The organism is Mycobacterium sp. (assembly GCF_039583785.1).
Lineage (GTDB): Bacteria > Actinomycetota > Actinomycetes > Mycobacteriales > Mycobacteriaceae > Mycobacterium.
Window position 1 is genome coordinate 17,302 of the sequence record NZ_JAVKSG010000040.1, and the last position, 17,975, is coordinate 35,276.

General features: G+C 66.0%; 19 protein-coding genes and 1 pseudogene. 3 read left to right on the forward strand and 17 right to left on the reverse strand.

The annotated features are described in order from the left end of the window. Positions 1-711: 711 nt before the first annotated feature. The 13 genes and pseudogenes from ABDV69_RS13265 to ABDV69_RS13325 all read right to left on the reverse strand — a co-directional run bounded on the left by ABDV69_RS13265 (position 712) and on the right by ABDV69_RS13325 (position 10,375). Complete coding sequence (locus ABDV69_RS13265) at positions 712-1,155, reverse strand: PIN domain nuclease (RefSeq protein ID WP_343575035.1); 444 nt, start codon at positions 1,153-1,155, stop codon at positions 712-714. Continuing rightward, positions 1,152-1,373, reverse strand: a complete 222-nt coding sequence (locus ABDV69_RS13270) for a ribbon-helix-helix protein, CopG family (protein WP_343575037.1) — start codon at positions 1,371-1,373, stop codon at positions 1,152-1,154. Before ABDV69_RS13270 ends, ABDV69_RS13265 begins: the two co-directional genes overlap by 4 nt. Positions 1,374-1,477: 104 nt before the next feature. Beyond that, positions 1,478-1,714 (reverse strand): annotated as a pseudogene (locus tag ABDV69_RS13275) (glycerol acyltransferase); the annotation flags it as partial. A gap of 97 nt (positions 1,715-1,811) precedes the next feature. Continuing rightward, the gene (locus ABDV69_RS13280) at positions 1,812-2,312 is read right to left on the reverse strand and encodes a hypothetical protein (RefSeq protein ID WP_343575039.1); all 501 of its coding nucleotides are present in this window, start codon (positions 2,310-2,312) and stop codon (positions 1,812-1,814) included. 123 nt (positions 2,313-2,435) lie between these two features. Then, positions 2,436-3,602, reverse strand: coding sequence for a helix-turn-helix domain-containing protein (locus tag ABDV69_RS13285; RefSeq protein WP_343575041.1), 1,167 nt, complete (start codon positions 3,600-3,602; stop codon positions 2,436-2,438). Positions 3,603-4,098: 496 nt separating this feature from the next. Next, entirely contained in the window at positions 4,099-4,323 is a 225-nt protein-coding gene (locus ABDV69_RS13290; RefSeq protein ID WP_343575042.1) for a hypothetical protein, read from the reverse strand. Between the two features lie 94 nt (positions 4,324-4,417). Then, on the reverse strand, positions 4,418-4,882 hold the full coding sequence (locus tag ABDV69_RS13295) for a helix-turn-helix domain-containing protein (RefSeq protein WP_343575074.1): 465 nt from the start codon (positions 4,880-4,882) through the stop codon (positions 4,418-4,420). Between the two features lie 315 nt (positions 4,883-5,197). After that, the gene (locus ABDV69_RS13300; protein ID WP_343575044.1) at positions 5,198-5,659 is read right to left on the reverse strand and encodes an anti-sigma factor antagonist; all 462 of its coding nucleotides are present in this window, start codon (positions 5,657-5,659) and stop codon (positions 5,198-5,200) included. A 197-nt stretch (positions 5,660-5,856) separates the two neighbouring features. Beyond that, the gene (locus ABDV69_RS13305; protein ID WP_343575046.1) at positions 5,857-6,495 is read right to left on the reverse strand and encodes a DUF6036 family nucleotidyltransferase; all 639 of its coding nucleotides are present in this window, start codon (positions 6,493-6,495) and stop codon (positions 5,857-5,859) included. Between the two features lie 2 nt (positions 6,496-6,497). After that, positions 6,498-7,106 carry a helix-turn-helix domain-containing protein gene (locus tag ABDV69_RS13310; RefSeq protein WP_343575048.1) on the reverse strand — a complete coding sequence of 203 codons (609 nt, stop codon included), beginning with the start codon at positions 7,104-7,106 and terminating at the stop codon, positions 6,498-6,500. Between the two features lie 334 nt (positions 7,107-7,440). Then, on the reverse strand, positions 7,441-8,040 hold the full coding sequence (locus ABDV69_RS13315; RefSeq protein WP_343575050.1) for a DoxX family protein: 600 nt from the start codon (positions 8,038-8,040) through the stop codon (positions 7,441-7,443). Beyond that, positions 8,037-8,831 (reverse strand): class I SAM-dependent methyltransferase, encoded by a 795-nt coding sequence (locus ABDV69_RS13320; RefSeq protein ID WP_343575052.1) that lies wholly within the window; start codon positions 8,829-8,831, stop codon positions 8,037-8,039. Before ABDV69_RS13320 ends, ABDV69_RS13315 begins: the two co-directional genes overlap by 4 nt. Then, positions 8,828-10,375, reverse strand: coding sequence for a radical SAM protein (locus tag ABDV69_RS13325; RefSeq protein ID WP_343575054.1), 1,548 nt, complete (start codon positions 10,373-10,375; stop codon positions 8,828-8,830). Before ABDV69_RS13325 ends, ABDV69_RS13320 begins: the two co-directional genes overlap by 4 nt. A gap of 141 nt (positions 10,376-10,516) precedes the next feature. Between ABDV69_RS13325 and ABDV69_RS13330 the strand changes: the two genes are divergently transcribed. Both ABDV69_RS13330 and ABDV69_RS13335 read left to right on the forward strand, forming a co-directional pair. Next, on the forward strand, positions 10,517-10,885 hold the full coding sequence (locus ABDV69_RS13330) for a DUF427 domain-containing protein (RefSeq protein WP_343575056.1): 369 nt from the start codon (positions 10,517-10,519) through the stop codon (positions 10,883-10,885). A gap of 196 nt (positions 10,886-11,081) precedes the next feature. After that, the gene (locus ABDV69_RS13335) at positions 11,082-11,927 is read left to right on the forward strand and encodes a patatin-like phospholipase family protein (RefSeq protein WP_343575058.1); all 846 of its coding nucleotides are present in this window, start codon (positions 11,082-11,084) and stop codon (positions 11,925-11,927) included. Positions 11,928-12,097: 170 nt separating this feature from the next. On the opposite strand, the gene ABDV69_RS13340 is transcribed toward ABDV69_RS13335, so the two are convergent. The 4 genes from ABDV69_RS13340 to ABDV69_RS13355 form a co-directional block, all read right to left on the reverse strand. Further along, positions 12,098-12,832 carry a Crp/Fnr family transcriptional regulator gene (locus tag ABDV69_RS13340; RefSeq protein WP_343575060.1) on the reverse strand — a complete coding sequence of 245 codons (735 nt, stop codon included), beginning with the start codon at positions 12,830-12,832 and terminating at the stop codon, positions 12,098-12,100. 193 nt (positions 12,833-13,025) lie between these two features. Then, positions 13,026-14,012 carry a hypothetical protein gene (locus tag ABDV69_RS13345; protein ID WP_343575062.1) on the reverse strand — a complete coding sequence of 329 codons (987 nt, stop codon included), beginning with the start codon at positions 14,010-14,012 and terminating at the stop codon, positions 13,026-13,028. 61 nt (positions 14,013-14,073) lie between these two features. After that, positions 14,074-14,814, reverse strand: a complete 741-nt coding sequence (locus tag ABDV69_RS13350; RefSeq protein WP_343575063.1) for a hypothetical protein — start codon at positions 14,812-14,814, stop codon at positions 14,074-14,076. Then, positions 14,811-16,424 carry a multicopper oxidase domain-containing protein gene (locus tag ABDV69_RS13355; RefSeq protein ID WP_343575065.1) on the reverse strand — a complete coding sequence of 538 codons (1,614 nt, stop codon included), beginning with the start codon at positions 16,422-16,424 and terminating at the stop codon, positions 14,811-14,813. The genes ABDV69_RS13350 and ABDV69_RS13355 overlap by 4 nt, the downstream gene beginning before the upstream one ends. Positions 16,425-16,925: 501 nt before the next feature. Here ABDV69_RS13355 and ABDV69_RS13360 point away from each other — a divergent pair. Beyond that, on the forward strand, positions 16,926-17,816 hold the full coding sequence (locus ABDV69_RS13360) for a haloalkane dehalogenase (protein ID WP_343575067.1): 891 nt from the start codon (positions 16,926-16,928) through the stop codon (positions 17,814-17,816). The last annotated feature ends 159 nt before the right edge of the window (positions 17,817-17,975 follow it).

Consider the following 17,975-nt stretch of genomic DNA (forward strand, 5'->3'; position numbering starts at 1 on the left):
GCGGCGGCGTGTCGGTCGCGAGGCCCTCGATGTAGTGCTCGTAGGCGCCAACAGCGAATCCCACCCCCAGCTGTTAGTAAAGGTAGCTGCTGAACCTTTGGCCCAGACTCCACCGTATCCTTGGTGCCGCAGACTCGGAAAGTAGCGGCGATCACCGCGGAGAGGTCTGGGCGACCGTCGGCGCACCGCTGTACGCGATCCGAGCCGAACCTCGCCCGCTCCCTCGGTCTGGCACGTTCCCAAATCGGCCGAATCACGTTCCAGGCGCTCTCAAGCCATTACCAACGACCAGCAGTGGACGAGTTTTCGTCAGGTCCCCGGGGGCTGGGGACGTCTTTGAATACCTGACTAAAACCCCGCCGATCGGCGTGACCAGCGGATCTAGCGGTGTCCTAAGCGTCCCGGTGCCAGTCCAGACAAGCCGATGCGAAGCGGCGGCCGGTCAAGATCTGGCGGGTGTGAGTTTAGCTGGCACGGCGAAGGCCGCGCGACGTGTGGGCGTCCGTGGTCGGCGCGGGATGACGCTGGTCGTGGTGTCCGGCGGTAGGTGGGTCGTTCTGCGGGTTGTCGTCGCCGGTGGAGGTAGGTCGCGATGGCGTTGCGGCCCAAGGCGAATCCGGCAGGCGATTCCGCGTGCCCGATAGCCTGCGCGGGTAGCGTGGGCCCGACGCAGACGCTGGGGCGTACGCGCTGAGCGTTGACTGACGCTCGTCATTGCGGCCGAGGTGCCTCAAGCAGGACTTGGGCTACCGCGAGCTTTTCCGTTTTCTGGCCCGTCAGCGCAGCGATCGTGTCGAAGTCCTTATCGACGTGCAGGACCGTCAACTCCGCCAGTTCGGCTGTCGCTGCGATGAGCAGATCCGGTATTGAGGGGCCGCGGTGCTGTCCGCGATCAGCAAGCAAGATCTGCACTTCCAGCGCACGATCCTCGATCGCCGGCGTGAGATACTCCACCGGCATCGCCGACAGCGGTGCCGCACGGAACTGCCGCCGTGCGCTCTCCCCGTTCTGGGCCGCGAACCCAACTTCCAGCCGCGTGACGGCAGCCAGGTGCACAAGGCCGCGTTCGATACGGTTCGACCAGGCGTCTGCCTCGCGGCTATCGGTGAGTCGCAGCAGCGCCGACTTGTCGATCAGCCACCGTTGCTGACTCACCCCCACGCCGCGCGCATCCGGTCCGGATCGCCGAGGCTTGCCGCTTCGTTCGCGAACCGTCGAAGATCCGCACCGGTCACCGTGACGCGGGAGGTCCGCGCATCCTGGGTCAGACGGCGGCGGATGTACTCCGTCCGCGACAAGCCCATGCGGGCTGCGATCGCATCGAGGCTCGCTAACACATCGTCGGGGACGTCCCGAATCAGTACGTCACTCATTCGGTCATGATATCGCGAGATATCCGCAGCATGTCGGCATCCGTTCCGCGCACGGCGGTCCTGCTGCCGCCCCACGACGGCACGCGTGTCGTGGGGCGGGGCCGGACCTCGATGGCCAACGGGAAGGGGAATTCTGCGATGATCGGCATCGTCGCGCCACGCAAGCGTCTACCCAGGCCGGTCCAGCGAGCCAAGAACTGGCCCTCGGAGAGCACGAAGACGGTGTCGTGGCCGCTCACCGTTGCGACCGGAACGATCGGCACCCCCGAGCGAATGGCCTGACGCACAAAGCCCTTGCGGTCAAACAGCATTGCCTTGTCGCGGTGGCGCCAGTGGCGCATCCCCGGGATCCGGCAGCGCATGACGTGCGGCGGGTCCCGAGGTTTGGCGATCGATCGCATCGATGGTCGACATGTAGACCTCCTATTTAGCCGGTCTTCATCGTGCTGATTTTCCGGCGAGCTCGGCGTCCTTCTTGGCGACTTTTTCCCGGTACAGCGGGCGCAGCGGCTCAGCCAGCGGGACCAGCTCGTTGATGAGCTTCTTTACCCGTCCCGCGGCCTTGATTTTGGCAATGACCTCACGGTTGATAATCCCTCTGGCCAGGTTGTAGTCGCCGCGCCAGAACTGGTCGGCGATGTCGCCGCGCATCAGCAAGGTGAGGTCGGGCTTGAGATCGGTGGGGCCGAAGATGACCTGATAGTCCTCGCGGAAGGCGACCGTCAGCTCGCAGTCAGGGTCGGTGAGGATGAGCTGCAGGATGAGGTTTTCAGCCCGAACCTTTGGGCCGACCTCGGGGTGATCGCCCGCGTCACGGAAGATTCCGCAGATGCATTCGTCGAACTCGTCTGCATTCTTGAAAAACATTGTCCACCTTTCCTGTTCGTTGAGTTGTACTGCAGCCGCGGCGCTGCCGGTCCGGGGACCGGGACCACCCACGATGCTTGATGTCGGAGCGCCGACCTCAGAGGTATGCAGTTAAGTGTCTGCCGTCGGCCATGGGGCATCTACGGAGCAGGCTCCGAGCTTTGTGGAGGTTTGTGTGCCGGATTTTGGTGGCCACTACAAACTCATCGCCGAAAGCTCGACAGCCCACCAAACCTCGACCAGAACCTTCGTGTCATGCAGGCTGGCCCCAGCTAGTTCTTCGAATCGCGCCAGCCGGTAGCGCACCGTGTTCTGATGGATGAACAACCGCGTCGCCGTCCGCTCCACATGCATGTCGCTGGCGAAGTAGGCCCGCAGGGTCGATATGATTTCGTGGGCCGAGCCACCCGCACCGAGCGGTTCGAAGTAGCGTTTGCGCAGCGACTCGCCGACGTCCGCGTCCATTGCCACAGCCGCACGCACACCGAGCGACGCGATGTCATGCGCCCCGTGAAACCCGCACGCCACTGCGCCTATCAGCGCCCGCGCGGCCAGGTGGTGCGACTCGGCAAGCCGGTCTAACGGGCGGGGCGGACCATAACCGACGACGCCGTCCACATTTTTCGGTGGCGGCTCGCTCAGGAAACCTGCGATGTCGCCATCGACAAGGGCACATAGCCCGCGGCGCCGCTGTACCGGATCATCAAAGCCCAGCGCCTGCTCGAGCTTGTGCGCGGAGACGCTCTCGCCCACTCGGGCCCGAAGGGCAACGTATTCGCCGAGGGGGTCAAGGCCGAATGCCTCAGCGTGAATGCGTAGCTCGGCTGCGGGTATCTCGCCGAACAGGACCCCCCGCACGAACGCCGCGCGCCGGCCCTGCTCGGCGTGCTCAAGTGCGAATTCAGCCTTCCGGTGCGCCGCTGCGGTCGTCACCATGGCGACATCGGACCAGGCCAGGGTCGACTGGACGAACTCCAGCACTTGGGCGTCTTCGATGCCGAGACGCTGACCCACCTCACGCGCGTAACCGACGACGACCTCGATGCCGATGCGCCAGGCGCGCAGCATTTCGGCGATCGGTACGCCTTGCTGCGCTCGCACCTCGCCGACGGCGGCTAACTCCGCGAATTCGCTCTCGTCCAAGGCCGCGCGTCCGGCGCGAGCCGACCGTAAGACCCGCTCGACCTCGAGGCCCACTTCGTCATCCAGCGCCGCCCGGGCCAACGTGCGGTAAGTGGGAAGCTGGGCCTGCATGGCCTCACGGACACGTCCAGCGAGCACTTCCCGCTCGCCGAGCAGCGTGTCGAAAAGCGCATTCCACGGCCCGTCCTCTCGCGGTGTCATCTGGGTTCCGTCCACCATCAAACTGAGCCTAATTCGGCTCGGGGAGCGGCACTGCACAGATTTGCGCCAATACTTGGCTGCGGCTATCCAACGGCGACACTGACCGCGGGACTCCGTCGGCCGACGACGACTCTGCCGGGCTGCCGCCGGCCGTTCCCCAAACCTGTGCGGACGCGACGAACTCCGGTCACGAGTAGGGGCGTCAGTGTTACGCCCAATGGGATGAGCACCGGGAACAACACGAACAGCACCATTGCAGCGAGGGTCAGGTGAACTGCTTGAAATACCGCGGGCAACGTGCGATCCAAACGTCGTGGCCGACCGATCACCGACGACGGACGCGACATCGAAGTCGCTTTGCTTCTTTGTCACTGGCAGGGAACAGCCGTCCTCGGCTGACACACGTGCTGCCCGGCATAAGGCATCCACAGTCGGTGTGGTGAGTCGGGTAGCTCATCGTGGCCGCGGGGGCGGGGCGGGGTAACCCCCTCGCTGGGCGTAGTCGACGGTGCAGCTATGCCGCGATTGCGTTGCGGGCCAGTGCGGTGGGCTTGCGGGTGCCGTCGTAGCAGGCGCCGTCACAGCAGACGCCGTGGTGGTCGACGACGCGGTCGATCATGTCGATAGCAATGCGGGCTACACCGCCGTAACCCTTACCCGCGGGCACGGCGTTGACATCGAGAACGACGCGGTCGTGGCGGTGCTGACGAACTGGCCCGGCGTTGTTGGTGATGACCACGAACGGTGTTTGGAGGCCAGGTTCGATGCTGCAGGGCGATGTGCGGGCGCAGCGAGACCATCCCCGGACCCGATAGCCCGGGCAAGTCGCGCGATCAGCCGGGCGGCGGCGGGGCGAGCAACCTGCCGAGGGTGTAGGTGCCGATTATCGTCGAGGGCGGGTCGAGCAAGCTGAGCCGGTGGCGGTCCCAGTAGGCGGCGGCACAGAGCACCGACAGGGTGTCGCGGAGTTGGTGGCCGAGGAACCGCAGTTCACCGAAGGTGTCGGGTGCTACCTGAATGAGCCGCTGGGCGCCACGGTGGTACATCCATCTCAGGTGCTTGGGTGTGGCGCGGCGCAGCCAGCGCCGCACGGTCGACTCCGATCGGTGGATGCGGGCCGCGATGCGCCGGTAGCCCAGTCGGTTGGTCTTGTGCGGCAGCGCATCCCCGATCACTTCGGTGGTGTCGGCTCGGCGGGCCTGCAATGCCGTGGGCAACACGATGTGGGTGGATTGGCAGTACGAGCAGCGCACCCGCCGTGGTCGCGGCGTCACCGTCTCTCTGTCGTGGGAGCGGATCGTGCGGCGCCGTCCAAACGCCCATGTGGTGAGCCGCTACCACGATCGGACTCCGGCAGGAGTCAATTCGTTTTGGGGCCAACCCATCTGGCCACCGATCGGCACTGTGGATGACGATCAAGGATTCGGCCGTCACCATCCGCCGTGACGGTCAACAGCAGCACGGGCAACCGTGTAGACGGAGTCGAGCAGCTGCCAACCCCCGTGCCCGACGACAAAGCCGATGCGGCGCATTGACCACCGCCACCTTCTGGCCCGGTTTTATCCGCAGCGTGCGGCCCCAGCTTTACGAGCTGCCGCCCCGCCATCTCATCCCTATCTCCCCACAGTGGCGCACTGAGAAGAAGGTTCTGCGGTAGCGGCCGACAGCGCCGCCTCTACCGTCGGATGCATCGACAGCAGCGGACGCAATCCGCTGGCGGCCACGATCCGGGCCACGACCGGCTGATTGCTGACCAGGCACAGGCTCACGCCGCGGCGCCGACACCGCCGAGCCTCCCGGGCCAGCGCGACAAACCCGCCGGACCCCATAAAACGCAAGCCGCGGACGTCGACCACAAACGGCCCCGGAGCGATCGCGCTCGCCGCCATCTTGGTCAACAGGTTGTTCCAGACGTCTTCATTGCTGGCATCCACCTCGCCGCCCACGCTGACAATCACCGCCGAGCCGTTGCACGCACTGGTGGCCAGCAGCGCTCTGTGCGCATCCCCGAGCGGCAAAATCCGGCCAGCGTCCAACGCGGCTACCGAACGGAAACGCTCAGGTACAGGGCTCATCGCGCGGTCCTCATCACGCAGCGCCCCCGTGATAAATGGCCGCCCTGCAGACAGACCACGGCCTGCTCTCCGTAACAGAAAAAGACTAGTCTCGTCAGCAACCGTGCCACACCATAGATGAAAGCCGCCTCCACCTCGTCCAGCAATCCGACTGTCAGCGCAATGACAAACGTTCCCCGCGGTCAGGTCATCCGTCGTCACCCGTCGACGGCAAGTAACCATCTCGCAGGGTCGAGCTCGCCCCGATCAGTGTGTGGAGCTGAGCATTCGGGCGCCGCAAGAATCGCATTTTCCGCCGATGCCGTCCCCGGGTGTGCGACATCGCCGGGTGTCAACGCGCCCAGAACTTTCCATAAGCGGATTCCAGTGATCGTCGCAACACCGAGGCTATGCGGAGGTTGCGACGGGAGCACAGCGGAAGACTCGACGCTACCGCAGATGCGGTAGAGGGACCACAGATCTTCGGCGTCGCGTTCGATGCGGGCGGCCGCGGCTTTCATGGCAAACAAGTAATGCGGTGAGGCTATCCGCACACTGATGCCCGGCTGCTCGAAGAGCGTCGTCGCGTTAGGGTCCGATCCGGGCAGAAATCCTTTGACTGCATCATTGAGCCAGCCTTCCGGAAGATCATGGGCGCGGGCGACGTCCTTGGCGGCCGCAGACACGGCCTGTTTGGGCTCGAAAACGGCGTCGAGGTCACGGGTGGATCGCCGGGTGCTGTAGGCAAGTGCCATCGCCGCGCCCCCGACCACGAACAGATCAGCGCGCTCGCCCTTGGCGGCAAGCCTCGATCCGAGTTCGGTGAGCAGCCCGATAATGCGGTCACGGTCGAGCAAGCTCATACGCTGGCCAAAGACGAGCGATCGAGAAACACGCCGCGATTAGCCAGCTCGGGGGGTGTGCACGTGAACGCCGCGACAGCGAGCCCAGGAGCAGGCCGGTCCAGAATATCCTCGATAACGAACCAAAACCGGTTCAGGAAGCGACCGGGGGATGACGCCCATCCGGGAACCGGCAGGTCCGCGCGTCGGGCGGCGAACTCGGCGATCCCGGCGAGCAGGGCATCCCAACGACGGTCGCCGACTGTGTCGGGTTCGTTGCGTATCGACTCTCGGGTCGCTGCGGCGTCCAGCACCGCGATGTCATTGAGGAACTGGACGATGTGCCGGAACCCCTCGCCCGTCTCGGCCCGGCTGAGGGAATCTCGCATTTCGACGGCGGTGCGCTGCAGCGACGGTGCGCAATCACCGGCTCGCGCGTCGAGGTCGGCTCCGACGGCTTCGGCATAGCGCTGCAGGGTGCTCAGTCGGGGATCGGCCGCGCCCGACTCGAGGCGCGCGATCGCCGACTGCGTAGTCCCGATCCTTGCGGCCACCTCGGTCTGGGAAAGCCCTTTCTGCAACCGCGCTTCGCGCAGCCGGACCAGCAGTTCTGTCGGGACACCCACAGACGAAATATAGCGTATTAGCTATATAGGCGTCAGGGTTATCTCCTGGGATGTGAAGCCGCCCGGGAAGCGAACAGATCACCCGGTGGGTCGGCCTCCCGCATGCCGCCGAGCATCGCGCGTTCCCGAATCGGCACAATCGCGTTCCCGACGGGTGTGCGTGCATCGGCACGACAATGGCCACGCGACGCGTGAGTGTGCTTGGGCAGCTTGAGATCACGCGTCGTGGTGGCCGGAGTGAGGCTGCTCGACGTGGAACCAAGCTGAGTTCAGCGACCTGCGGGTGCCAGCTGGGGCCTATCGTAAGGTATCTACCGCCGATATCGTCGGCGGTCTAAAGCTCTGGGCTACGTCTGGAGCCTCCGGTGTCGTCGGCGCGGGCAGCGGACCGGAAATCACCCGACGAGCCGCGCGGTGACTCCCCGGCGCTCAGCGCCGCCACCCGTCGACCGATCAGTGCGTCCATGCTGGCCTTGCCGGCTCCGACGCACAGCAGCCACAACAGCAGCCCCATCAGCAGCCACTCCGGGGCATAGAAAAGATTGCTCAGAAAATGCCATGGATCCGGATACTTGTGCGCCAGATCCGGGCCGATGTCGGTGATCAACGCGCCGACCATATCCCCGGCCAGTACCAGCGACACCAGCCGGGTGGCAAGGCCCAGCATCAACGCCGCGCCACCGACGAGTTCCACCACGGCGGTTATCGGGGCGATCAGCTGCGCGGCCGGGATGCCCAGTCCGGCAAACATTCTGGTGAACTTGCCGAGGTCACGAAGTTTGTCCACGGCGCCGCTGAAAAACATGAACCCGATGGTGAGCCGCAGCCCAAAGTTCGGCAGCCAGCCCAGGTTGTCCAGCGCGTCGGTGATACGACGGTACGGCGGGTGAATGCGTGCGACAAGGGATTTACGGGTCCTCGGGGGGTGTGTCATGTCTTCTCCGCGATCATCAGGGTGTATCCGATGCGGCCGGATTTGACCGCATCGCTCGCCAATTGGGTGTATGCCAGCACGGTATCGGGTTGAATACCGTTGTCGGCGAGAAGTTGGGGCGCTGCGATGCGCAGCGCGGTGATCCGGGCTTCGATGCGTTCGATCATTGTCAGCAGTCCGTCGTCGTGGGCCTGCGTGTGTCGTACGTTCAATCCCGCGCCGGCGAGGATCCCGCTGTAGTCGGCGACCGAGCGGGCATCGGCGATGCAGGCCACCCACGCCGTCAGGGTGGTCAGCTCGGCCGGTAGGCCGGCGTCGGTGACGGTGACATCGGTGATTCCGGCCAACCCGCCCGGACGCAGGATGCGCGCGAACTCTCGCGCGGCGGCGTTTTTGTCGGGAAATGTGCACAGCGAGCATTCGCAGACCAGCGCGTCGAAGGCGTTGTCGGGCAGTGGAAGATCTTCAGCGTCACCGTGCTGGAAGCGCACTCGTCGGTCCAGCCCGTCCGCTGCGACGGCGGCCCGGGCGTGGTCGACGTTGATCTCGCTGAAGTCGACGCCGTCGACGGTGACGTCGTATTCACCGGCCAGCAGCCGGGCGGTGGCGCCGCGCCCGCAGGCGACGTCGACCACCCGGCGCGCACCGGCGCCCAGCCCGAGCGCCCCGGCCAGGGTGCGGGTCAACGCCGCCCCGCCAGGATGGTAGGACTCGCCGAGCAACAACGCCACGGCGTCGCTGGAATACGCGTCGGCGCAACACGTTTTGATGCGCTGCGGCGGCATCGTCATCGGCGTACGGCCCTGCTGCCGGTGCGGGGACCGCCGGCTGTTTTGGAGCCGTTCGGGGAGTCGGTCAGCAGCCCGGCCAGCGGGACGGCGTTGGGCACGATGTCGGGCACCGCCACCCCGGTGAGCTGTTCGCGGACCTGCTCGCGGTAGCCGACCGAGTTGAAGGCGCAGAACGGGATCAGCCGCCCATCCGGGGTGATCTGCTGCACGCAGCATTTCATCAGCTGCTTGACGTTGAGGGTGAACGGGTCCTGAAAGTCTTGGATGACGATCGCGAACACCCGGTCGGTGATATTCGTCAGCGCTTCGGGCAGGTTGATCCCGCAGGCGTCGGCGCAGTCCAGAGCGCGAACAGCCTTCTGTAGCTGTTCGGCGGCGATGTCGCTGCCCATCACCGCCGACGCCGACCACAGCTTCTCCAACGCCTCCCGGATCGCCAGGTCCGGGATGACACGGTTGGAGACGTAGTCCAGGTAGTCCTCGACGGCCAGCAACCGTGGGATCGGCGCCACATGCTCGCCGTCGGTGAGCAGGTAGGTGATCGAGCGGCAGGTGGGGAAACAGCACGGCACCGGGAAAAAGTCGCTGGCCTTGAGCCACTGCGGCAGCTGCGCGGCGATGCCGTGGATGATGTCGGAGTTGGTCAGCCGGGTCAGCGGGTCGAACTCGACGTGCCGTCCGGCATGGGTGACCGGCTGAAACACCACCGTCTGCACCGCGGGGTGCGCCATGCCGTGGCGGATGACGGCACCGAGTTCGTGCTCGTTGATACCGCGTTCCACCGCGGCGACCAGGCTGACGGTCAGGCCGGCCTGCGCGCAGTTGTCCAGTGCCCGAGCTTTGACGTCTCGCAAGTCGCGGCCCCGAATCGCGCGGTGGGTGGCTTCCTCGAGTCCGTCGAACTGCAGGTAGATGTGCACCGGGCCGCCGGACCGGCTGCGCTCGGCGAGCCCAGCGACAAACCGCCGATCCGAGGCCAGCCGGATCCCGTTGGTGTTGATGATGACGGTCTTGATCGGGCGCGCTTGGGCGGCGTCGACGAAGTCGAGGATCTGTTTGTGGATGGTTGGTTCGCCGCCGGAAAACATCACCACCTCGGGTTCACCTTCGGCGGCTACCAACGCGTCGAGCATGTGGGCACACTGCTCGATGGTGATGGCGAACCCGTCGGGTTGGTGACCGGAGTCGGCGAAACAGATCGGGCAGTCCAGGTTGCAGTGGCTGTTGACCTCGATCAAACCCAGGCAGGCGTGCTGTTTGTGGTCCGGGCACAACCCGCAGTCGCTGGGGCAGCCGTCGCGAATCTCGGTCTGAAATTGCAGCGGCAACGTACCGGGTTTGTTGAATCGGGCTGTGTCCATGTACATCTCGGCGTCCCCGTACACCAGCGCCTCGAACGAGCCGTGCTCGCGGCAGCGTTTGCGCAGATACACCTTGCCGTCTCGGATGTTGACCTGCGCATCGACCACCACCTTGCACACCGGGCAGATGCTCTTGGTGTATTCGACGAACACCTCGTCGAGATCCCGCTTCACCGTCGCCACCGATGCCCTCCTATCAGACGATTGACCTCACCACCGGGCGTCTGGCGCGCGGAAGCTAAGTGTCAGCAGTCGAACAATCCGCCTGTGCAGCGACAGGCGCAAGCGTGTTATCAGGAAAAGACGAATTAAGGAGGTGTCGACATGATTCGCGCTGTGTGGAACGGAACCGTGCTCGCCGAGGCGTCGCGCACCGAGCGGGTGGAGGGCAACCACTACTTCCCGCCCGAGTCGCTGCGCCGTGAGCACCTCGTCGACAGCGATACGAAATCGCTGTGCCCGTGGAAGGGCACGGCGCACTATTACAACGTCACCGCCGACGGCGCGGTGAACCCCGACGCTGCCTGGTATTACCCGCACCCCAGCCCCCAGGCCGACCGGATCAAAAACCACGTCGCGTTCTGGAACGGGGTGACGATCGAGGGTGAGCCCGAACGGTCCCGGCACGGCATGTCGCACCGTGTGGCGGGCTGGTTGGGCGCCAAGACGGCGCGATGCGACGGACGAACATGACATCGCCGTTGTGAACGCAAACTTGCGTGGTTTGGCGCATCGACTGCCCAGTTGCAGCAGATGAAGCCTGACCTGCAGCGTGCCCTGGGTGCTGCATGACGTGGCTGGGCAGAGAGGGCAGCTCGCCAACCTCATCGGAGTGTCACACTGGCGACAATCGGTACTGGCTTCGGTGGTGCTGCTTGTTAGGTGAATTATGACGACAGCATTCGTGCTCTCCGGAGGCGCGAGCCTCGGCTCGATCCAAGTTGGAATGCTCGTGGGCCTGGCTGAGGCCGGGATCACGCCAGACCTGATCGTCGGCACATCGGTGGGCGCGGTCAACGGCGGCTGGGTGGCCTCGCGACCGGATGTCGGCGGGGTCGGTGCGCTGGCCGACCTGTGGCGGTCGCTCTCACGAGATGACATCTTTCCCACCCGCCCGATCGTCGGGCTCCTGGGGTTTCTCGGTTGGCGCTCACATCTGGTGCCCGCCACCGGCCTGCGACGAGTTCTCAGCGACAACCTGCAGTTCGCCCTGCTCGAGGATGCCCCGATCCCCCTGCATGTGGTTGCCACCGACGTCCTTTCTGGCCAGGATGCCATGTTGTCGTCGGGAGATGCGGTCGACGCGGTCGCGGCCAGCGCCGCCATTCCCGGCATCTTCCCGCCGGTGGTTATCAACGGGCGGGCCCTGGTCGACGGGGGAGTGGTGAACAACACCCCGCTGTCTCATGCCGTCGCGCTCGGCGCCGACGTGATCTGGGTGCTGCCTACTGGCTATGCATGTGCCCTGCCCCAAGCCCCCAAGGGGGCGCTGGCGATGGCGTTGCACGCCTTGTCCCTCGCCCTCAACCAACGCCTGGCCGCCGACGTCGCCCGCTTTGAGGCCGCGGTCGACTTGCGCGTTGTTCCACCGCTGTGCCCGCTGGGCGTCTCACCGATCGACTTCACTCACACGGCCCAGCTGATCGAGCGGTCGCATGCCACCACCCGTGCATGGCTGGCTGCGCGCCATCCCGTCACCGGGCAAGCGGCCTTGCTTGCGCCACACCGGCATTGAGCCCAGCGCCGCCGGCCGGCCGTTCATGCAATGCATTCGCGTCCTCGCGGGGATTCTCGGCCTTCGCGGTTGCCGGCATGTTTTGGCTTGTGGTGCTTGGAGTTTGGGACGGGAGCGCGGCCTGTCAGATGGGGCCGCGACAGCCGCGCCACCGTAGGTCGCGGGCCATGTTATTGCGCACGAGCTCGCAACCCCTCCGGGTCAGTGACCTCAATGATGGCGTACCCGACGGTGATCAAACGGTCGCGCTCGAACTCCTTGAGAATCTTGTTGATCGAGGGACGCTGCACGCCGAGCATCGCGGCGATGGTGCGCTGCGCGAGTTCGACGCGGGCGTCGACCACTTCGTCGAGAAGAAGCTGAGCCAGCTGTGCGGGCAGCGGCCGGCCCAGCATGCCGATCAACCTGGACTGCCCCGCCGACACCCGCTGCGCCACACTCGACAGCCAGCGCCGTGAGATGGCCGGACGGGTGGCGAGCAGCCGCTCGAAGGCGTCGCGATTCAGAAACAGGCACGTTGCATCGGACAGTGCTCGCGCCGTATAGGGCAGGGGCATGTCCAGCAGCAGGGGGATATCACCGTCCACATCGCCGGCGCGAAGCACATCGACCACTGCGCGCCGTCGCCCCGAGCCGACCGCGAGCTCAATCTGTCCCTGCCGCACAATCCAGACGCCACTGGCGGCCTGACCGGCGGGGAAGACCGTGGTCCCCGGGGCGAAGTCCTTGGCCTCCAAGTTTCCGGCCAGCGCCGCGAGGTCGTTGGGGTGCAGAGGCGCTGACGCTCCGCGTCCCACACAGCGTGCCACCCAGGCTGCATGTCGCACCTGCGCCTCAGAAGCCGGCTGCCCGCCGGTCAGTGAACGCACAATCTGCTTGATCGGACCCGCCGACTGATCGGACATCGCACCTCATCCCTGGACCTCCGTCGCCGAGACGACGGTGTCATCATGCTGACAATCTTGCCACTGCCGGCTGGTCTTCGTGGCCAGGCTGTCGGGTCGCTGACAGTCTGGAATCCGCCGTCGGGTTCGGGCGAGCATGGCGACCCGGGTATGCGGTAACGGGTTGCCGGCCGTTGCTGGTGTCGACTACCGGTCATGGCCGGCGGCACCAATCGAACCAGCCCGGCCGCATACGGCGCAGCGCCCGACTCACGCCGGCGACCGCGGTTGCGCCCCCATACAGCGCCGCAGCCCCGATCCCGATGGCCAGCACGTAGCGCCACGGCTCGATCGGCGCAACGAGGTTTGGCACCAGCACGATCGCCAATGCCGGATACAGGTGTTCACCTGTCCAGCCGAGAATGACCAGCATCACGCCCACTGCAGCCAACTGGACGGCGCAGCCCACCAGCGCTTGGCTCGCAGAGATGCCCCGCTCCATCGCGGGCGACACCCACGATGCCGCGGCTCCCACCGCTGCCGCCGTCACCAGCAGCGCCCACAGGCGCAGCGCGGCGGCGGGCGGACGCGCACCCTGGGCGCACCATTCGAGGGCACCCACCATCAGCGGCGGAGCCAGCGCGACCGTCGGTACCGGCACCACCACGGAGGCCAGCACGATCCAGCCGGCCGCGATGGCGGAGAACAGTGCCAACGTCGGCCACGACCACCGACCCGGCCGCTCTGCGACTCCCGGCGCACGCCCAGCGGGGCGCAACCCGGGCAGCGACACCGTCAGCACCAAGGCGAGGCAGATCCCGGCAACCGCCGCCGGGTACAGCCACGTCGTGAAGCTGAAAACCACCGGCAGCACCGCCGCTGAGACCACCGGGCCCAGCCTTCCCCCGACCGTCTGCGCCGCGGTCACCGCGAAACCCAGAGCGAGTAACTCTGCCAGCACTTTTGGCACCGGAAGATCCGCGAGCGCACTTCCCGCGATCGCGCACGCCGGGGGCAAGAGCAGCAACCGCCACCGCGAGCGCATCCAGTCGTGCTTGCCGACGACGATCACGCCGAACGCGAGCGCCGCTCCCTCCGGGAATACGAATTCGCGCTCACCCAGCCCGAACCCCAACCCCACCATCGCAGCGACCATCACAAACGGCATCAACCATCGCCACCACGGCCGGTCGGTGCTCATGACACCCGCGGGGGCCGACGCCTCTGATACCCGGCCCGATTCTGTGCCCGTACCCGCCGCGCTAGCCATGTCCGGGTTCGTTCGGTCCTGACGGCGCGTCCGGCTCGGGGCGCACTTGCGGTGGTGCGGGCAGCGGGGTCGGCGGAAGCCCGCCCCCGATGGAGGCCTGGCGCACGCCGACGACGAGGGTGAGCACGTAGGTGGGCGGGGTGTCCGGCGGGAAGCCCAGCACCCGGACGTCGTCGGGGATCGGGTCGGGGCGCAGACAGATCGTCGCCAGGCCCCGCCCACCGAAGTAGCCGAGGTCTGGCTCTGGAAGCAGCTGATAGAAGAAGACCGAGATGGCCGAGCTGCCGATCACCCGGTTTTTGACCGGGACGTACACCCCCGGTAACTCGTACGGGTTCGCCGACTCCTTGTTACGCCCCGGGTTAGGAATGGTTTGCTGGGCGACAAGTTGCACGGGCACGCGGTGGTGCCGCGGCGGCCCGTCCGGAAACCACGGACCGCCGATCTCGGCCCAGTCCCACCCGGGGCTGGGCTGACAGTCCGGTTCACCGTACGGTACCCAGCGGATCGGATCGCTGGGCAATTGCACTTCAAGCAGCGCCGCTTTGGGAACCAGCTGCGGAAGCCAGGTGCGGTTCCACCAGCTCATATTGTCCCGGTGCTGTTGGTTGAAGACGTAGCGGCCCTGGTCGCTCATGGGCTGATGGGAAGGGCCCGCGGGGTCTGCGGTGGCAGGGACGGCGGCCACGGCGACCACTATCAACGCGAGCAGCAGCGGGCGGCGCACCGTCACGCCTCCTCCCGCGGCTGCCCGCCGGGCGGATCGATGAGTAGGTTGCCCATCATCCCGCGGTCTTCGTGCGGCAGGATGTGGCAGTGGTAGACGGTCTTGCCGGTCACATCCGGGCGGAAATAGGTGCGGAAGGTATAGCGGCCGAACGGCGGCAGCCGGAACACATCCCACCACACGTCCGGTTCCCTCTCCGCCAGCCAACTGGTATCGCCCGACGGAATGCCTTGCACGTCGATGACCTGGAACGGGTTGACGTGGATATGAAAGGGGTGCTGGAAAATGTCCTCGTTGACGATCGTCCACTCCTCGACCGTGCCCGCCTCGGCCTCCTGGTCGATGCGCTCCATGTCGTATTCCTTGCCGTCGATGAGGAACTGCACTCCGATGCCGGTCCGCCCGGTGATGTCGCTGGAAAACACCAAGGTCCGGCGTCGGGCCACCGGCAGGTTGGGCATCCGCGGCGGCTCCACCAGTGTCGAGGGCAGCCGGCTGTTCATCGGTTTGCCGCGCACCACCAGGGTGGCCAGCGGCAGGTAGGGGCGGGGGCCGCCGGGGTGGCCCTGGTCGTAGGGCGCTGCGTAGATGCGGTACCGGCCGGGCTCGCCGCCTTTGATGATGAACTCGGCCCGGTTGGCTGATGCCAGGAAGATGTTCGGCCGGGCCCTGGGGGCGCGGTAGGGCACGCCGTCGGTGCCGATCTGGTGCAGGGTGTGGCCCTCGACGTGCAGCCACATCGACCGGTGCGGGGCCGCGTTGAGCACCCGCCAGCGCTGCGCCTCCCCGGGCTGGATGGTGATGTCCGGGATCAACTGGCCGTTGACCGGGAAATACATGCTGCCCGGTACTACGGGGACGGATTGGAACGGCACCGGGCCCGCGATGGGGATGACCGGGTCGAAGGGCACCTCGCCGCTGTCGTCGGCAATCCACAGCTCGTTGATGGCGAGGGTGCGTTCCCGCATTTCGGCAATCTCGGGCACGGCGTCGATGTCGCCCTCGACGATGATGGGCCCGGAAAGCCCGTTCCAGCCCTGATGGGCGGTCGACGTGTGGAAATGCGGGTGATACCAATACAGTCCGGCCGGCTGGTCGGAGGGGATGTCGTAGGAGTACTGGTGGGAAAAGGGCGGGTCCAACCGAAGGAAGACGTTGTCGGCCGGGTCCTTCGGGGATACTTGCAGCCCGTGGGTGTGCAGGTTGGTGATCACGTACTCCTGCAGGATTGTTCCCGCTCTCTCGAACTTGTTCCAGAGATCGTGCGCGCAGGCCCGGCGGGTGTCATATCGCGGGTCGTTGGACTTGGATGCGCAGTAGGGCAGCAGCAGCACGTTGTTGGTCGGGAGCCCCACCGGAACCATCTGGTTGGTGAGCCGAAGTCGTAGGTTGTCGCCCGGCCGGATCCGCAAGATCGGTCCCGGCAGTCCACCGTTGTATGTCTCCAGGGTCAACTGGCGGCCACCGAGCTCGACCGGTTTGGTCACCATGGTGAGCGCGGTGTCCAAAACGCCGTTTGCGCTGGCCATCTCGGGTAGATCCCGTAGCTCTTCGCCACCGGCGTACGCCGGCGCTGAGGCGTTACCCGCCGCGCCTGCGGCACCCGTGGCCGCCATCAGAGCCAGAAAAGTCCTGCGGTTCAACGGCCGGTCCCTCGGTGCCGTGCACGCGAGGTGCCGAACAGGCGCTCGGGCGACGCCGGGCCGCGTCCTCGGCGGTCCGATGAAACGCATCCGCAACCCATTGAGCAGCCTCCGTTTGCCGTGAAACTCGCCGAATCGAGCCTAACCAGACAGCTATGTGGTGGAGACGTTTCTGCCGTACTGGCGGCAGGGCTGCAAGCGAAGTGTCATCCAGATGACACGTAGTTGCGGGTCTATGTCGGCCGAGCGCAGGACGGTGACCCAGACGATCGTGACCCGCTGCGCGAATGCGTTCGAGGTGTCGCAATAAGACGGCGCCGGCCGCGACTGCCATGGGCGGCCGAGTGGAAGTGTCAGCAGTCCTACACTTCGATGGCAGCAGGACGTCGATCAGTTCGACCCTGGGGAGGCATTGGGGCTCACGCCGTGCCCGGCGACGCTGTCTGAGACGTCTCGACCGGAGAGGGGATCAATGTGACCGGAGTAAAGCCCTACGCAGCGCTGCGATTTCGCGATGTCAACGGCAAACGAATGGCCTACATCGACGAAGGCGAAGGCGACGCGATCGTGTTCCAGCACGGCAACCCGACGTCGTCGTATCTGTGGCGCAATGTGATGCCGCACCTGGAAGGGCTTGGCCGGCTCGTCGCCTGCGATCTGATCGGCATGGGCGATTCCGACAAGCTCAGCCCGTCAGGTCCGGACCGCTACCGCTATGGCGAACACCGGGACTACCTGTTCGCGCTCTGGGACGAGCTGGACCTCGGCGACCGCGTCGTACTCGTGCTGCACGACTGGGGTTCGGCGCTGGGCTTCGACTGGGCTCGACAGCACCGCGACCGAGTGCAGGGCATCGTGCACATGGAAGCGATCGTCACACCGTTGGTCCAGACGGATTTCGACGAGGCCCTCCAAGGGGCGTTCGAGGGATTGCGCTCGCCGGAGGGCGAGCAAATGGTGTTGGAACAGAACGCCTTTGTCGAGGCGATGCTGCCCGGCGGGATACTGCGCACATTGAGCGACGACGAGATGAACCGCTACCGCGCCCCGTTCCGTACCCCCGGTGAGGACCGCCGGCCGACCCTGTCGTGGCCGCGCGAAATCCCGCTCGATGGCGAGCCGGCCGACGTCGTGGCAGTCGTGAACGACTACGCGACATGGCTGTCGGACAGCGATGTGCCCAAGCTGTTCATCAACGCCGAACCCGGGGCGATCGTCCGCGGCCGCATCCGCGAATTCATTCGTACCTGGCCCAACCAAACCGAAATCACGGTCAGCGGTGTGCATTTCGTCCAAGAGGACAGCCCCGACGAGATCGGCACGGCGGCCGCAGAATTTGTCCGGCGGTTACGCGCACCGCACTAGCGACCGCCCCGCGATCGTCGATGCTGTCGGATTCGGTCAGGCACAGCAGGACAGTTTGGTGACGTCGCGGGTGAAGGTCTGTGCGGCGAGCTTCAGCGCTTCGGCCATGGTCAGATACGGGGCCCAGGTGTTGGCGATCTGGGTGACGGTCATGCCGGA

Coding starts and splice junctions, on each gene's coding strand:
- ABDV69_RS13270 (WP_343575037.1), bottom strand. CDS start 1,373: ATGAGTGACGTACTGATTCGGGACGTCCCCGACGATGTGTTAGCGAGC.
- ABDV69_RS13285 (WP_343575041.1), bottom strand. CDS start 3,602: ATGGTGGACGGAACCCAGATGACACCGCGAGAGGACGGGCCGTGGAAT.
- ABDV69_RS13300 (WP_343575044.1), bottom strand. CDS start 5,659: ATGAGCCCTGTACCTGAGCGTTTCCGTTCGGTAGCCGCGTTGGACGCT.
- ABDV69_RS13315 (WP_343575050.1), bottom strand. CDS start 8,040: ATGACACACCCCCCGAGGACCCGTAAATCCCTTGTCGCACGCATTCAC.
- ABDV69_RS13320 (WP_343575052.1), bottom strand. CDS start 8,831: ATGACGATGCCGCCGCAGCGCATCAAAACGTGTTGCGCCGACGCGTAT.
- ABDV69_RS13330 (WP_343575056.1), top strand. CDS start 10,517: ATGATTCGCGCTGTGTGGAACGGAACCGTGCTCGCCGAGGCGTCGCGC.
- ABDV69_RS13335 (WP_343575058.1), top strand. CDS start 11,082: ATGACGACAGCATTCGTGCTCTCCGGAGGCGCGAGCCTCGGCTCGATC.
- ABDV69_RS13340 (WP_343575060.1), bottom strand. CDS start 12,832: ATGTCCGATCAGTCGGCGGGTCCGATCAAGCAGATTGTGCGTTCACTG.
- ABDV69_RS13345 (WP_343575062.1), bottom strand. CDS start 14,012: ATGAGCACCGACCGGCCGTGGTGGCGATGGTTGATGCCGTTTGTGATG.
- ABDV69_RS13355 (WP_343575065.1), bottom strand. CDS start 16,424: ATGGCGGCCACGGGTGCCGCAGGCGCGGCGGGTAACGCCTCAGCGCCG.